Below are 14,385 nucleotides of genomic sequence, written 5' to 3' on the forward strand. Positions count from 1 at the left end.
GTTAAGCCTGTCTTAACCGGTACTTTCAGCTTTTTAAGTTTTTAGTCCCTGAGAGGTTCTGGTCAGCAGCATATAGATCAGGTAAGGTGCACCGATCACAGAGATCACGATTCCCACAGGAATATCGGCTGGTGCTAATAAATTTTTTCCAATCAGATCTGCTGTTAGTAACAAAAAGGCTCCAATTAATGCTGAGACGGGAATCAGACTGTAGAAATTCGGTCCTGTCAGTTTTCGGGCTAAATGAGGGGCAAGCAGTCCGAGAAATGAAATACCTCCTCCTACAGCTACACAGGCTCCTGCTAATGCAGCAGATAAGACCAGGAGGGTTCTTCTTTTTCTTTCAGTATGTAAACCTAGAACACCTGGAAGCGGATCGCTAAGCTGCATAATATTGAGTGATTTTGCCTGGATAAAAACAGCAGGAATCAGCACGATCATCCATGGTACCAGAGCAAGGACGTATCGCCACTGCGTTCCCCACAGACTTCCGGTCAGCCAGATGGTTGCCTCCTGAAAATCCCGCGGGTCCATTTTCAGCTGAAGAACCATCAATAAAGCACCACAAAGGGCATTGAAGCCGATTCCAGTCAGGAGAAGCCTTGTAGGTGTCACACCATTTTTCCATGAGAATAGATAAATCAGAAGTGCGACCGTTACGGCACCGGTAAAAGCAAACAGGGGAAGAATAAAAGGTGATTCTCCCCAGTTGGCAGATTGAAAAAAGAAGATGAAAGCGACAACGGCTAATCCAGCTCCTGCATTAATACCTAAAATACCTGGGTCGGCAAGCGAGTTGCGTGATAATCCCTGTAATACGGCACCGGATACAGCTAGTCCCGCACCAATCAGCATCGCAATGATCATTCGGGGAAGTCTGAGCTCATATAAAATCAATTCCTGTTGAGCGGTCCCCTGACCCGAGAAAGTATGAAAAGCGTCCATCAGTGTGACAGGTAAAACACCTGTTGTCAGACTGATCATAAAAACGATCATTAAGAACAGGCTGAAAAGCAGCATCCAACTGCGTGACTGCTTAAAAGCGATACGCCAATCCATTACAAATCCCTCCCGTTTCTTCGGGCTAAATATAAGAAAAATGGTACGCCAAGAATTGCAGTAATTGCACCGACAGGCGTTTCAAACGGAATGTTTACAATACGTGCGCCGATATCAGACAGCACAAGTAATGCGGCACCCATTAAGATGCTTAAAGGCATGATCAGCCGATAATCAACACCAATCAGTGATCGGACCATATGAGGGACCATCAGGCCGATAAATCCGATGACTCCGGCAACGGCAACAGCGGCTCCGGATAACATCACAACGGCTGCAAATCCGATCCACCTTATCTTTCCTGCAGATTGCCCTAACCCGGTTGCAATTTCGTCCCCCATCGTCAGAATCGTTAAGGGACGGCTGATCCACATGGCAAGAATAAAGCCTATTACTAAAACAGGTACCAGAATCCATACGTCAATCCACTGAGATCCGGCCAGTCCACCCGCATACCAGAAGGACAGATCCTGAGCTACCTGAAAATACAGAGCCAGTCCGGTGGAAAGTGCACCAAATAAAGTGCTTAAAGCAGCTCCGGCCAGTGTCAGTGTGACAGGTGAGTGACGATCTTTTGCAATCATTGAAAATAAGATGACAAGACCTGCACCAACAGCCGCTCCACCGAAAGCAAACAGCAGTAGCGTCCAGAAAGTATGCGTAGCCACAAATACTAACGCCATAGCAATCGCCAGTCCTGCTCCGTGAGTGATGCCGATAATGGAGGGATCTGCAAGCGGGTTGCGTGTCATTCCCTGCATAATCGCTCCGGCTGCTGCCAGCGCACCACCGGTTATAACGGCTGTCAGTGCTCTGGGTATCCGGACTTCACGGATCAGCTGGTGATGGATATTTGAAGCATCGAACGAGACAATCGAGTCCCAAACGACTGAAGGGGGGATCCAGATCGCACCGATCCCTATGGACACAATGGTTAAAACAATAAGGGCTGCAAGAGTGACAGTAAAAGTAACACACACTTTCACTTCTTTATTTGTCTGTCTTTTTAATACTGTAATAGATTGCATGGCTTAACTCCTTTGAAGAAATAACGAACTAATAATTGATAATCATTTTCAATTAAAGATGTTTTTAAATTTACTACCAATTACCATTGCGTGTCAATTCTTTTCAGAAAGAAGTGGAAATGATGTATTCACTGAATCCGCTAAATTGGATATTGAAAAAATATCAGCTCAAACCTGGGCAGTCCATCAATAAGGAGAATGCGCTGATCTATATCGAAGCAGGCTCAGTTGAGTTGAAAAATGACTTAGAAAACGTTGATATGCCAGAAGGAAAAAGTTATTACAGTGAAGTTCCCTTTTCTCTTCATAACCCTTCTGTGTCTGAAGCTGTTATACATATGCTCGACGGTTGTGATGCCCTGAGAAATGATCAGCTGCAAAGAGTGTCACCCGAATCGGTCGTTCCTCTATTCCATCAGGTGATGCGGTTGCAGCAGTCAGGGCTGTTCTGTGACGGATTACGAAAAACATCACTGTTATTTGAAATACTGGCCAAGCTTTCAGAGCCTGTAACAGAAGACTGGGAAAGACTGAAACAATATATTGATGATCATCTTCATGAAGCCCTCACAGTACAGGATCTGGCTAAAAGAGCAGGAATGACCCCGCCTGCATTCTCCCGGGCCTTTAAAAAAGCAGAGGGTGTTTCTCCGAAGGAATATTTCCTCACAAAAAGAATCAGACTTTGTAAGGAAACAATTGCTCAATATCCACAGACTCCTGTCAAAAAGCATGCGGAGGCTCTGGGATTTCAGGATGAATTTTATTTCAGCAGATTCTTTAAAAAGCATACAGGCTATTCACCAAGAGAGTTTGCCACCCGTTTTCAACCTAAAGTGGCGGTTGTCAGTCAGTTGTTTTTGCAGGATCATCTGCTCTCTTTAGGTATACAGCCGGTTATGGCACCTGGATACCCTTCAGAGTTTGAACATGGGGGTCTGCCCTCTTATTTGAGAAGTGAACTGGAGGGTACAGCGCTTTTTCACGCAGAGAAGCCACTTTATTTTACCGATGTTATGTATCGTCAGCCTGACTACATTTTTAAAACGGCTTTACATGAAGAAGGCACTTCACCGTCATTTTGGGAGCAGGATGACCGGGTAAAAACGATTCCCTTTCAGAAAAGCTGGGAGGACTATCTTTTGTTGCTGGCAGTCCAGCTCGGTAAAAGGGTAAAAGCTGAGAAAGTCATCAGAGAAGTAAAGGAGCAGGAGAACAGAACAAGATCTAATATCGCTGCAGCAGTAAAGGGAACGTGGGCCATTATCTGGATTCGTCAAAATGACATCAGACTGTATGGACGTAACAGTCATGCCTGTTCCCAACTCTTTTATGATGCATTGGGCTTTCAACCATGCAAAGGACTTCCTGAAAAAGAATACCGCACCATTTCATTGAGCGAACTGTATCAGATTGATCCCGAGCACATTCTCGTTTTGTGGAGCAGAAGCCACGACATTCAGCGGGTTGCCATACAAAAGGAGTGGAATGAACTATCCGCTGTAAAAGAAAATTGTGTGTATTATCCGAAAAGCCAGGAATGGGATCCTTGGGGCCCAAAAGGCAGAATGCATATGCTGCGGGAAATAGAGCAATTTTTCAACCTCAAACACAAGCTGTAAATTTGTGCATGGAATTGGACAAGAAATGACATGTTCTCTTTAAATGAAAATGATTATCATTAGCAACAGATAGCAACGTAACCAAGGAGGATACATCATGTTAAAGAGAACATTTCAACTGGCTGCTGTCCCTGCAGCATTTGCACTTATATTGGCTGGATGTGGAGGGGAAGATGCTGAAACCCAGCCGGTGTCCGGGGAAGAGAATTCATCCGGCACAGAAGCAACATCTTCAGAAGGTACTTATACAGTAAAACACCATCTTGGAGAAGCGGAAATTCCTGAAAATCCAGAGAAGGTTGTTGTACTGTCTCACGTTTCCTGGGAGGGTTCGCTTTTATCAGTAGGTGTTCAGCCACATGCAGTAATGGCCTATGATAATGAATGGCCACCGCATCTGACGGAGGAGCTTCAGGAGACAGAAGCACTGCCTTATACGGAAGAGATCAACCCGGAAGAAATGCTTGCATTGGATCCGGATCTGTTAATCATCAGTGACCGTTACGCGCCTTTATATGAACAGCTTTCTGATACGATTCCAACCGTTGTTGTTGAAATTGGAGGAGATTGGAAAGAAGATCATCTGCTTGTAACAGAAGCAGTCGGAAAGAAGGAAGAAGGACAGCAGGTGATTGATGACCTTCAGGCGAAAGCGGAGGATATTGGACAGCGGATTAAAGAAGAAGTGGGCGATGAAACCTTTATGGGCGTTGCAATCAATCGTGAAGACATCCGGGTATACGGAACGAAAGATCATGCCGTTAACACACTGCTTTATGAAGACATTGGTTTAACACCTGCTGAAGGTTTGCCGGAAGAGTTTGGCGAAAATGTCTCAATTGAAGGGCTGGCGAAATATAATCCTGATCACATTATTGACCTGACTTTCTTCAATAGTGGTGAGTATTACGAAAGTGTTAAGGATAGTGAAGTGTGGAACGGGTTAAACGCAGTACAAAATGATCAGGTTCATACCATCTCCACAACCTGGGGCTTCTGGGATCCGATCGAGCGCGAAAAAGGACTTGAAGAAATTGAAAATCTTCTTTTAAGAGAATAAATGAAAAGAAAACGGGGGCAATCCCCGTTTTTTCACACTAGTAAATGAGAATGGTTTTCAATTATAGGCTAAAGGTCCAAAAAAGAAGGTGGAAACAAAATGATGAACGCAAAACAAAAAGCGAATGCAGCCTCTTTTCAGGCGTTTATGAACAGCTATGTCAGAGAGGCAGAGAACACTGTCTGGCTGTCAGATCTGGAGAGACAAACACTGAGTGACATTCCGTTTTCTCAACGGTCAAAATGGCTGAAGGCTGGAGAGTTTTTGATTGAAGTTCCTTACTATTCCTTAACAGGTGGCCATACATATGGGCGGCTGTATCACTATACTGCAGGGAGGTGGAGCTCAGCAGAACCTCTTCAGGTCATGATTGCGCTATGTCAAAAGCTGCACGTGCTCACAGGCCACTGTTCTCATTATGATGATCTGCTGTTCAGGCTACTTGATAGCTGGCGGGCAATGGAGCTGACAGTGAAGGCTTATTTAAAACATCCAATAGAGTCTCACCCATCGCGTTTTTCATTTATCCAATCAGAGCAGAGTATACCTTTTGGTCACTGGATGCACCCGACACCAAAAAGCAGGCAGGGGGTTTCAGAATGGCAGTATCCTGCATATGTTCCTGAAATGAAGAGCTCCTTTCAGCTGTCTTTGTTTGCGGTGAATGAGCGAATCGTTCATCAGGAGTCCAGTCGATTACAGTCATCAGCTGAACAAATCTCAGCGATGTTTCCTGAAATCAAATTGAAGGAGAATGAAATCCTTTTTCCATTACATCCTCTGCAGGCTGACTATTTGCTGCAGCAGGATTGGGTAAAAAAAGCGATCAATCATTGTCAGATCCGGTTTCTTGGAAGACAGGGAGCTGCCTTTTATCCGACTTCGTCGTTCAGAACGCTTTATCATCCTTCAAGTGATGTGATGATAAAGGGCTCAATACCAGTACAGCTCACCAATTCACTCCGTGTGAATAAGCGGCACGAGCTGACAGCTGGTGTGATCATGTCCCGCTACATTCATCGAACGCGGATTCAGGAGCGTTTTCCAACCTTGTCTTTTATTCATGATCATTCTGCACTGACCGTCCAATCTGACCAGCAGGAATCCGGTTTCGAACTGATTTTGAGGGATAACCCGTTCCGTCATCAAAAAGGGATCGTTTCTCTGGCTTTTCTTGTGCAGGATCCCGTGGGTGAAACGAGTTATATGAAAAAGCTGATCCTGTCTTTGCAGGAACCGAGGGAAGAGCTGGCGGTTACGGTGGAAAAGTGGTTTCTCACTTATCTGGAACAGGTGATCTATCCATTTATCCGTCTGTATGACGAAGAGGGAATTGCCCTTGAGGCCCATCAGCAGAATGTTCTCATTGATATTTCAACAGGGCTTCCTAAAAAGGCCTATTTCCGTGATAATCAGGGCTTTTATTTATCGAATCAGAAACGCAGTAACATGATGCTGTCACTGCCTGAGATGAAACAGCTGCAGGAGGAATTTTTTGATGAGGGTGAGATTGAGCCCCGTTTCACTTATTACTTGTTTATCAATCACTTGTTTGCGGTGATCAACCGGCTCGGCAAAGATGGACTGATCACGGAGAAAGCATTGCTGCGGATCACTGTGGATAAACTACATGACTATGCAGCTGCATCCACAGGCTCAGCGAACAGGTGGATCAAGCATATTTTGACTGAACCGGAACTTCCTTTTAAAGCGAATCTGATGACGAGGCTCCAGAATATTGATGAGCTTGAGGCAGTTGCTGAAAAAGCGGTTTATTCCAGTCTTCCTAATCCATTGTTAAAAGGAGGGATCAAGGGTGAATCGGTCAGAGAAAAGAGTGATCAGGCAGCTACTCGAAGCGCTGCTTTTTGAAAAGCTGATCCCTTACAAGTTTAATGAGGATGAATTTTGTATGACTTGTCAGGATGGTAGTGAAATGATCGTTCATGGGAGAAAAAGTGCTTTTGGACGAATCCGCCTTGATATTGAGACGATAAGAGGAACAGATGGAACGCTGACATTTAAAAAAATATTAGACGCTCTTTCCATTGATGACCGCTTTTCAGATGAACTCAAAAGAACCGCGAACTTTTCAGCAGATTCGCCGGTTTCTGATCATAGGCGTAAACAAACCGGTGACCGTCTTGATTCTGCACTTTCTGAAGGTCATCCTTACCACCCCTCTTTTAAATCGAGAATCGGATTTTCAAAGAAGGATCACCGCTGTTTTGGACCGGAGCACGGTCAGTCATTCCCTGTAATGATCGCGGCTTTTCCGAAAGAAAATAGCAAACAAAGCTTTGCTGATGAACAGTCATTTTTCCGTAAAGAATTCGGAGAAAAGGCGGAATACTGGCTTAAGCAATGTCCGGATAGTCATGCGTTAATGCCTGTTCACCCCTGGCAATGGCAACGCTTTGAGCATGAATTGGGAGCTGAAGGTGTGACCCCGATTGGATTTACGGATCAACATTATTTTGCATCTCAATCTGTTCGGACACTATGGCATCCCAAACAAAATCATTTAAAGCTTTCAATGAATATGAAGCAGACTTCATCACTGCGCACGATTAAGCCGGAAAATGCATTGGCAGCACCACATATTTCAGATTGGCTTTCGGGAATTGTTCAAAGCGATCCTGATTTAGCGGGAGTAAAAATGCTGAAAGAATATGCGTCATGTGCTTACGAATCTACCCGTTTTAGTGATGGGGAATTCAGTGCAATCTGGAGAGAGCGGCCTGAGTCATTCTGTATTGGAAATGAATATGTCGTTCCGATGAACGCACTCGCTGTTGTGGAAGCAGATGATCTATATCCGGGTCACTGGCTCAATCGTTATGGAGCGGTAGCCTGGGTCCGGCAGCTGGTTCAGTGTTTTGTTATTCCGGTGCTGCATCTTCTGATCAAACATGGGGTAGCGATCGAAGCGCATGCGCAAAACAGTCTGCTTGTACTGGAAGATGGCTGGCCAAAGCGGATCATGCTGCGTGATTTTCATGATAGTGTGGAATATTGTCACGGCTTTCTTGCTGATCCTGCTGCTTTACCTGACTTTGACCGTATTCATCCATCCTTCAACAATTGGGAACTGAATGAATATTATGAAATGACCTCTCCTGACCTATTAACCGAGCTGATAACAGATACCTTATTTGTTTACCATCTGAGCGATTTCAGTTATGCATTGGAACGTCATCAGTATATGAAGGAAAACCGGTTCTGGGAAATCGTCCATGACGAAATTGGAAAATGGCTTCAGCGTCACCCTGACTGTCAAAAAAGAGTGAATGTTGCAGGGTTATTAAAAATAAATTGGACAGCTGAATCACTTCTCGCAGCGAAATGGGGAGTGGATCAAAAAATCATCGTACATAATCCGTTTGCAGACCAGAGAGAAAGGTTGATCCAACATGTTTCAGGTAGATCAAAAGTTATATTCAACAGCTGATATAGAAAAAAGATTTTCCTATTATGAACAGCTCAATTGGCTTAAAGAACATCGAAACAGCGGGATTGCTGTCAGGCTTGAGGATACGGGGGAATGGCTTACTTTTCTACTGTATGCGAGAAAGCATCGACTCAGCCTGTTGCCGCTTCATAAGGATGAAACAGCTGATCGGTCCCAACGCCTCTCCGACAATGCGGGTTGTTCCGTTCTAATAGATGGAACGATAGAAGAAGCCCGCGTGCTGAATGAAAGTGCTGGGAAAACAGCATATGGCCTCCATTTTTTCAGTTCCGGAACAACAGGTGAACCAAAAAGAATCAGCCGGTCATGGGAGGAGATCGAAACAGAGCTGAAAAGCTATCGGATGGCTTTTCCACTTTCTGAAGAAACGCGTTCCATTGTCGCGTGCCCGGTTACACATGCTTATGGCATGCTGTGCGGTTTTCTGGCAGGTATTGACCGCGGAACCACACCCGTTGTCATCACAACATTGAATCCGTCTTATGTGCTCTCAGCGGTGCGTCAATATCCTCACAGTATTTTGTATGCAGCACCTGCCTATTTACATGCGATCGTCCGTTTATCAAAGGAAAAGATTCCAGCTGTTATGATGTCCGGAACGTCTTTGCCTGTTAAATGGCTGGAACAGATTAAACAAAAATCCACTCATGTGCTTCAGCAGTATGGCTGCTCTGAAGCGGGATGTGTGTCGATCGCTGATCATGTTAAGGAGCCGGGCCATATCGGAAAAACGCTGCCGCACGTGCAGATCACCGGTGGTACAGCATCAAATCCTGCTGAGATGATCATTCATCTAAAAGATAAAATGATCCCATCAGGAGACCTCGGCTGGCAGGACGCCAATGGTGATTGGCATTTTTCAGCCCGGCTGGACGATATGATCAATGTCGCCGGCCGAAATGTGTATCCGGCGGATGTTGAGGAAGTCCTCCTGCGACACGAAGAGGTGGAAGAAGCGGTCGTCTTTAAAAAAGGAGATGACTGGAGCGGGGAAAGAGTATGTGTCTGTATCAAAGGAACGAGGGCTGAAGGTGATGTGAAGGCTTTTTGCCGTCCGTTTCTCAGCTCCTATCAGCTGCCAAAAGAGTGGCATTTTGTTGACACGATTCCTACTCTTCCAAATGGAAAAATCAGCCGCAGGCAGTTAGGAGTGATGTTATGAAAACAGCAAAACAACTGGAGCAACTGGTCGTGAGGTTGATTGTCGAAACTTTTAACCGGCATCATCCAGAAGAAATCGATACAAGATCTGATTTACAGGATGATCTCGGTCTTGATTCGGTCATGATGCTTCATCTGATTGTAGAGATAGAGCTTACAACTGGACTTGAAATCCCCGATGAATGCCTGAGTGTGGAAAATCTTAAAACCGTTCAGTCACTCGTTCAACTGATGGAAGAACGTCAAATGGAGGAAATCAAGTGATAAAAGTGCATTGTTTTGTCAGTTGTGTATGTGAAGCAATCAAACGTCACCATGAGGCTGACCACCGTCCCTTTTATTTTGGTGTGTGGGATGCGGACTTTGCCGTAACGGATGACTATCAGCTCCGTTACCATGCAGAAAGCGTCTCTCATGATTTCTTTAAAAGCTGGTATGAAACGCTTTACAAAATCGAAATCATAGAATGGTTTGATAAAGCTAAGCCAAAACAAGACAACGTTCAGTCCTTTCTTGAATTAATTGATCATAAACCAAAAGACCGCAATGTCATGGTCATGCTTGATTTATCAAGAATTCCATCGCGGGAAAATAAATTTCATGAACCTGAATTCCCACATTACGTCATGATCGAAAAAACGGACGATCCTGACCAGTGGATGATGTATGATCCGGATTTCAGATGGGAAGGTGTTCTCGCGAAAGAGGAAGTATTGCATGCGATTGAGTCGCCAGTTGCACAGGGTGGTTTTTATTTTGATGCAGCCGGGATTCAGCCTGCTTCAGATGACGCAGTCCGTGCTTACTTCGGCACATGCCTGAAGGAAAATCAAAATCCGTTTACAGAAGCCATTAAATCCATTGTTGAAGCTTATTCAACAGGTGATATGCGGAAGCACCGTGAACAATTAAGTGATGCGATTCATCAGATTCCGGTGCTCACGATTCGCAAATATGCCTACGAACATGCTTTTGCTTTTTTCAGTCATGCGCTTAGTATTTCTGAGGATCAGTTTGAACGCTGGTGTGATGAGATTGAAGAGCTGATCCAGGGTTTTCGGGCACTCCATTTCCATGCGATCAAATACGCTAAAACAGGCTCTGACAAAATACTTGCTGATCTTTATGAAAGAATCGATCGGCAGCATCATCGAGAATACGCAATCAAAAAGTCTTTATTAACATGTTTCAGAAAATGGGAACAACAAACTTCCACGATAAAGGAGTACGCAGGATGAAACTGTCACTTTGTACGATCAGCTATCGCCATCACCTTAGATCGCTGCCCAATATCGCTTCCTTTGCAACATCCAACGGTTTTGATTCCCTTGAATTGTGGGGCATCCATGCGAAAAACCTTAATCCGCTCTGTGACCCTTCTAAGCTAAATGGAATCAAAATCAGTATGATCAGTGACTATTTGCCGCTGGATGGGAACCTCAGTGATTTATATAAAAAAACGGATGAGTTAATCGCGCTTGCAGAGAAGTGGGAGACTTCAAGGATCAGGACTTTTGCGAGCACAAAAGGAAGTGAGTCCGTTCTGCCTGCTGAAAGGAAAGAAATCACAGGAAGGCTGAGAGATATTTGTACCCGGCTACCGGAAGGACAAAAACTCCTGATAGAAACGCATCCGGGAACACTCGCGGATACTCTGGACTCTACTTTGAAATTAATCGAAGAGGTGAGACATCCTGCATTCCACATCAACTTTGACGTGCTTCACGTATGGGAGTCAGGAGTTGATCCAATAGAGGCATTTAATCAACTTGAACCCTACATTGACCATTTGCATTTAAAAAACATAGCCAACCGTTCTCTTCTGCACGTGTTTAATCCCGCAAACGTCTATGCAGCAGCCGGCAGCCGGGAAGGAATGGTCCCATTATTTGAAGGAGCAGTTGATTACACACACTTCTTCGAACAACTCGGGTCCAGACTCGATTCACTCACAGGGAGCCTTGAATGGTTCGGCCCGGATCCTGACACCGTGTTAAAACATGACAGCCAGCTCATTCAAAACGCAGGAAAATTGATGAGTGTAAAATGAATATAGCCCACCATATAAAAAAGTCTGCCAGGATTATGATCTTAGGCAGACTTTTGACATACTCGTTTACAGGATGATGCTAGGTTTTCTCCTATAAATTAATGTAGATACTAGCGAATCATATGAATGAAGTAAGTGTCGTGTTTATCCCCTGAAACTCTTTTTTTAAAAGAGTTTCAGGGGATAAACACAATGGGCCAGCGACATCCGAAGATTCCCTCGACAGAGAAGCGCCTGGTGAGACTGCGTAGCGCGTAGCATTAGCTGACTCACTGCGCGGCCTTAGAAAAGAGGGCTGCCTTTCGCCCTCGTTCAGCTTTGACTTATGACCTCGAGGGGCTAATCGCCAGAGCTGGACAAAAGGATGCGAAGGATGTCCCCGGCACGGTTTCTCAACGTCCGTCCCAATTTATTCACATGTGGATAAAAGAATACACTGTGCAATCCCGTTGATATGTGCACAAGTCCCGTGAATAAAAGGAATCCTGATTTCTGATATGATAAAAGAAAAACAATCAGGAGCAAACAGAAATGAAATTAAAGAAAAGAGAAGCAGCCGCACTCAGGATCCGGGAATCCTTTCCACATTTAACATGCCCGGTCTGTCAGGAAAAGCTTACAGTGAACGAAACATCTCTCATCTGTACGAATCGGCATCAGTTTGACATTGCAAAAAATGGATCTCTCCATTTAATGAAGAAATCAGTCAAAACCAACTATACAAAGGAGCTGTTTCAGGCAAGACGATATCTGATGGATGAAGTCGGCTTTTTTCGACCGGTAACAGATCAGATCGTTCATGTATTGCATGGGAAAAAAGAGTTAACCATTCTGGATGCAGGGTGCGGTGAAGGGACGCATCTGACGTACATTCTGAAAAAATGTATAGAGAATCAATTCACAGGAATCGGGATGGACCTTGCAAAGGATGGTATCCAGACAGCGGCGAGCCATGATGAATCAGCATTGTGGATAACCGCGGACCTGGCAAAAGCCCCTGTGGAAAACGAATCCATTGATGTTATTTTAAATATTTTATCCCCGGCAAACTATCGTGAATTCAGCCGGTTATTAACAAAGAGTGGTCGGGTTATCAAGGTTGTCCCCAGGAAAGATTATTTAAAAGAGCTGCGTCACCATTACTTTAGTGAGGAATACTCAAAAGAAGAAACAACGGCAGCCTTTTACGATCAATTTGATGTAGTGGACAAAATCACAGTGCAGCATACTCAACAGCTTGATCATGCGGGCATTAATGCTCTTGTCAAAATGACGCCGCTCAGCTGGCGTGCAGATCACGACAAGGTGCAATCATTTCTGGATAAAACAATGGCGGAAATGACAATCGATGTGGATATTTTAATCGGTGTGAAAAAAGTGGAGCAGGTGGTGTCAGAATGAAAATCATGATTCGGTTCTTTTTATATGCAACGATTTATTTTATTTTTGCACTCGTATGGGATCTTCTTTTGGCAGATTCGATAAAGTGGACAGTTAATCTGATACAGGCAGCCTTATTCAGTCTGCTGTTTACGTTGCTTTTATGGAATTTCGAATTGAAAAAACGCAGGAAAGAACAGCAATCATGAAAAGACGTGCGTTTGGCGTGTATTCAGTCGTCTTTGGTTGATTGAGTTTATTCGATCTCATTCAGACTGGTGAAGTCGCTTTTGTAGTAAACCTTATAGCGGCAGCCGTATTTGCACTTGCGTATTACCTTGTGTGGACGAAAATGGGCTGGTTAAAGGGGAAATCTTCGGAGTGAGTGCGAGGTGCGGAGAGGGTTCGCGAGATTTTGAGCGGGTTTCGGAGAATATTGAGCCTGGTTCATGAGATTTTGTGATATGTTCGCAAGATATTCATACAGGTTCGCACAATCTTACCGTTGTTTCATAAGATTGGGACCAATGACTTACTTGGCGATTTTTTCATGAATCAAAGATCGGGTGTTTTTATAGTTAACGACAGTTTTCACCCGGTTATGAACGTTTATTGAAACGTTATCAACAGTTTGCATGTGCCTATTTACATTCATTATGCCGCTACCAACAAAATCAGCTGGTTCCGGGGCAGTCTATCAATATTAATTACCTTTCTATCAACAGAATGAGCCGGCCGATCGACAGTAAGAGTCACTGGATCAACATCAGCACGTTTATGCACAGCATATCCACATCGTGCACCGGACAATCGTCGTTTAGATAAGCAAACAGCCCCCATCAATCCAGATGGGGGCTGTTTGCTGTCACTGGCTTCGCTCCGTCAAGCCGTGTATGGATTGAATAACCGCCTCAAGTTTCGCTTCGATCCGGTGAAGGAGATAAAGCGTGACAATGATCGGGAATCCAACATCACTGATAAGCGTGATCCACTGTTCCACGGGACTTTCCCTCCTTTTAGAAAAAAGCAGCCAGCATCAGCTGACTGCCCCTTTTTGATTACAATGCAAAATCTACAGGTTCAACTCCGCGCGTAAGAACGCGGGCACTTTTGATCCCGACCAGGCTGCCGGATGTGGAAACAAAAGCGTTTTGGTCAATGATCGTCTGCATCGCTGTTTGTACAGCGGCGGGATCGATCGGTTCAGCAGGTCCGTCGACTGAAAGGGAAGTCGTGCTGCCTTCAGACGTGATGAAGATAAGCTCTAACGTTTTATCCAAGAAAATCCCTCCTTTCTGTCAGATTAACGAGTCACTTACACCTCAAGAATTGATGAGGTTTCGAGACGGTCGATGTCCAGCAGGTTGTGCTGACTTAATGAAGCGAGTGCAGATCCTGTGTAAAACAGCTGATCAGCAGTTGCGCCAGAACGTACGCGGCTGTATGTTCTGCGTTTGAAAACCGGCTTGCCGTCCTTGAATCCTGCGTCAAAAACAAGTCTCAGACGGATATCCATTACGTGTGCGTTTGCCATGTGTATCACCTCCTTTCAT

General features: G+C 44.6%; 15 protein-coding genes. 10 read left to right on the plus strand and 5 right to left on the minus strand.

Features of this window, described 5'->3' with window-relative positions; all coding sequences use genetic code 11:
* Window positions 1-33 precede the first annotated feature (33 nt).
* Both H7968_RS11485 and H7968_RS11490 read right to left on the minus strand, forming a co-directional pair.
* Entirely contained in the window at window positions 34-1,059 is a 1,026-nt protein-coding gene (locus H7968_RS11485) for a FecCD family ABC transporter permease (RefSeq protein ID WP_227396289.1), read from the minus strand.
* Window positions 1,059-2,087: a FecCD family ABC transporter permease gene (locus tag H7968_RS11490; RefSeq protein ID WP_227396290.1), complete on the minus strand. Its 1,029-nt coding sequence runs from the start codon at window positions 2,085-2,087 to the stop codon at window positions 1,059-1,061. The genes H7968_RS11485 and H7968_RS11490 overlap by 1 nt, the downstream gene beginning before the upstream one ends.
* 122 nt (window positions 2,088-2,209) lie before the next feature.
* Between H7968_RS11490 and H7968_RS11495 the strand changes: the two genes are divergently transcribed.
* From H7968_RS11495 to H7968_RS11540, 10 genes are all read left to right on the plus strand, one after another.
* Entirely contained in the window at window positions 2,210-3,709 is a 1,500-nt protein-coding gene (locus H7968_RS11495; RefSeq protein ID WP_227396291.1) for an AraC family transcriptional regulator, read from the plus strand.
* Between the two features lie 97 nt (window positions 3,710-3,806).
* Window positions 3,807-4,769: an ABC transporter substrate-binding protein gene (locus H7968_RS11500; protein WP_227396292.1), complete on the plus strand. Its 963-nt coding sequence runs from the start codon at window positions 3,807-3,809 to the stop codon at window positions 4,767-4,769.
* A 99-nt stretch (window positions 4,770-4,868) separates the two neighbouring features.
* Window positions 4,869-6,641: an IucA/IucC family protein gene (locus tag H7968_RS11505; RefSeq protein ID WP_227396293.1), complete on the plus strand. Its 1,773-nt coding sequence runs from the start codon at window positions 4,869-4,871 to the stop codon at window positions 6,639-6,641.
* A complete protein-coding gene (locus tag H7968_RS11510) occupies window positions 6,586-8,220 on the plus strand; it encodes an IucA/IucC family protein (protein WP_227396294.1) in 1,635 nt (544 codons plus the stop codon). The genes H7968_RS11505 and H7968_RS11510 overlap by 56 nt, the downstream gene beginning before the upstream one ends.
* Window positions 8,183-9,403, plus strand: coding sequence for an AMP-binding protein (locus H7968_RS11515; RefSeq protein ID WP_227396295.1), 1,221 nt, complete (start codon window positions 8,183-8,185; stop codon window positions 9,401-9,403). The genes H7968_RS11510 and H7968_RS11515 overlap by 38 nt, the downstream gene beginning before the upstream one ends.
* Window positions 9,400-9,666, plus strand: coding sequence for an acyl carrier protein (locus tag H7968_RS11520; protein ID WP_227396296.1), 267 nt, complete (start codon window positions 9,400-9,402; stop codon window positions 9,664-9,666). Before H7968_RS11515 ends, H7968_RS11520 begins: the two co-directional genes overlap by 4 nt.
* Window positions 9,663-10,640 carry a DUF6005 family protein gene (locus tag H7968_RS11525; protein WP_227396297.1) on the plus strand — a complete coding sequence of 326 codons (978 nt, stop codon included), beginning with the start codon at window positions 9,663-9,665 and terminating at the stop codon, window positions 10,638-10,640. The genes H7968_RS11520 and H7968_RS11525 overlap by 4 nt, the downstream gene beginning before the upstream one ends.
* A complete protein-coding gene (locus H7968_RS11530) occupies window positions 10,637-11,452 on the plus strand; it encodes a sugar phosphate isomerase/epimerase family protein (RefSeq protein WP_227396298.1) in 816 nt (271 codons plus the stop codon). The genes H7968_RS11525 and H7968_RS11530 overlap by 4 nt, the downstream gene beginning before the upstream one ends.
* A gap of 531 nt (window positions 11,453-11,983) precedes the next feature.
* Entirely contained in the window at window positions 11,984-12,853 is an 870-nt protein-coding gene (locus H7968_RS11535; protein WP_227396299.1) for a putative RNA methyltransferase, read from the plus strand.
* Window positions 12,850-13,041 carry a hypothetical protein gene (locus H7968_RS11540; RefSeq protein ID WP_227396300.1) on the plus strand — a complete coding sequence of 64 codons (192 nt, stop codon included), beginning with the start codon at window positions 12,850-12,852 and terminating at the stop codon, window positions 13,039-13,041. The genes H7968_RS11535 and H7968_RS11540 overlap by 4 nt, the downstream gene beginning before the upstream one ends.
* Window positions 13,042-13,697: 656 nt before the next feature.
* On the opposite strand, the gene H7968_RS11545 is transcribed toward H7968_RS11540, so the two are convergent.
* The 3 genes from H7968_RS11545 to H7968_RS11555 are packed head-to-tail and all read right to left on the minus strand — an operon-like array spanning window position 13,698 to window position 14,366.
* On the minus strand, window positions 13,698-13,832 hold the full coding sequence (locus H7968_RS11545; protein ID WP_134374435.1) for a YvrJ family protein: 135 nt from the start codon (window positions 13,830-13,832) through the stop codon (window positions 13,698-13,700).
* Window positions 13,833-13,890: 58 nt separating this feature from the next.
* Window positions 13,891-14,112: a DUF2922 domain-containing protein gene (locus H7968_RS11550; protein WP_227396301.1), complete on the minus strand. Its 222-nt coding sequence runs from the start codon at window positions 14,110-14,112 to the stop codon at window positions 13,891-13,893.
* A gap of 35 nt (window positions 14,113-14,147) precedes the next feature.
* Window positions 14,148-14,366, minus strand: coding sequence for a DUF1659 domain-containing protein (locus H7968_RS11555; protein ID WP_227396302.1), 219 nt, complete (start codon window positions 14,364-14,366; stop codon window positions 14,148-14,150).
* Window positions 14,367-14,385: the final 19 nt, after the last annotated feature.

The sequence above is a fragment of the Jeotgalibacillus aurantiacus genome, from assembly GCF_020595125.1.
Lineage (GTDB): Bacteria > Bacillota > Bacilli > Bacillales > Jeotgalibacillaceae > Jeotgalibacillus > Jeotgalibacillus aurantiacus.

Excerpts from the sequence above, each read along its gene's own strand:
- H7968_RS11540 (WP_227396300.1), top strand. The coding sequence starts at position 12,850 with ATGAAAATCATGATTCGGTTCTTTTTATATGCAACGATTTATTTTATT.
- H7968_RS11505 (WP_227396293.1), top strand. The coding sequence starts at position 4,869 with ATGATGAACGCAAAACAAAAAGCGAATGCAGCCTCTTTTCAGGCGTTT.
- H7968_RS11485 (WP_227396289.1), bottom strand. The coding sequence starts at position 1,059 with ATGGATTGGCGTATCGCTTTTAAGCAGTCACGCAGTTGGATGCTGCTT.
- H7968_RS11535 (WP_227396299.1), top strand. The coding sequence starts at position 11,984 with ATGAAATTAAAGAAAAGAGAAGCAGCCGCACTCAGGATCCGGGAATCC.
- H7968_RS11515 (WP_227396295.1), top strand. The coding sequence starts at position 8,183 with ATGTTTCAGGTAGATCAAAAGTTATATTCAACAGCTGATATAGAAAAA.
- H7968_RS11555 (WP_227396302.1), bottom strand. The coding sequence starts at position 14,366 with ATGGCAAACGCACACGTAATGGATATCCGTCTGAGACTTGTTTTTGAC.
- H7968_RS11520 (WP_227396296.1), top strand. The coding sequence starts at position 9,400 with ATGAAAACAGCAAAACAACTGGAGCAACTGGTCGTGAGGTTGATTGTC.
- H7968_RS11490 (WP_227396290.1), bottom strand. The coding sequence starts at position 2,087 with ATGCAATCTATTACAGTATTAAAAAGACAGACAAATAAAGAAGTGAAA.
- H7968_RS11495 (WP_227396291.1), top strand. The coding sequence starts at position 2,210 with ATGTATTCACTGAATCCGCTAAATTGGATATTGAAAAAATATCAGCTC.
- H7968_RS11500 (WP_227396292.1), top strand. The coding sequence starts at position 3,807 with ATGTTAAAGAGAACATTTCAACTGGCTGCTGTCCCTGCAGCATTTGCA.
- H7968_RS11530 (WP_227396298.1), top strand. The coding sequence starts at position 10,637 with ATGAAACTGTCACTTTGTACGATCAGCTATCGCCATCACCTTAGATCG.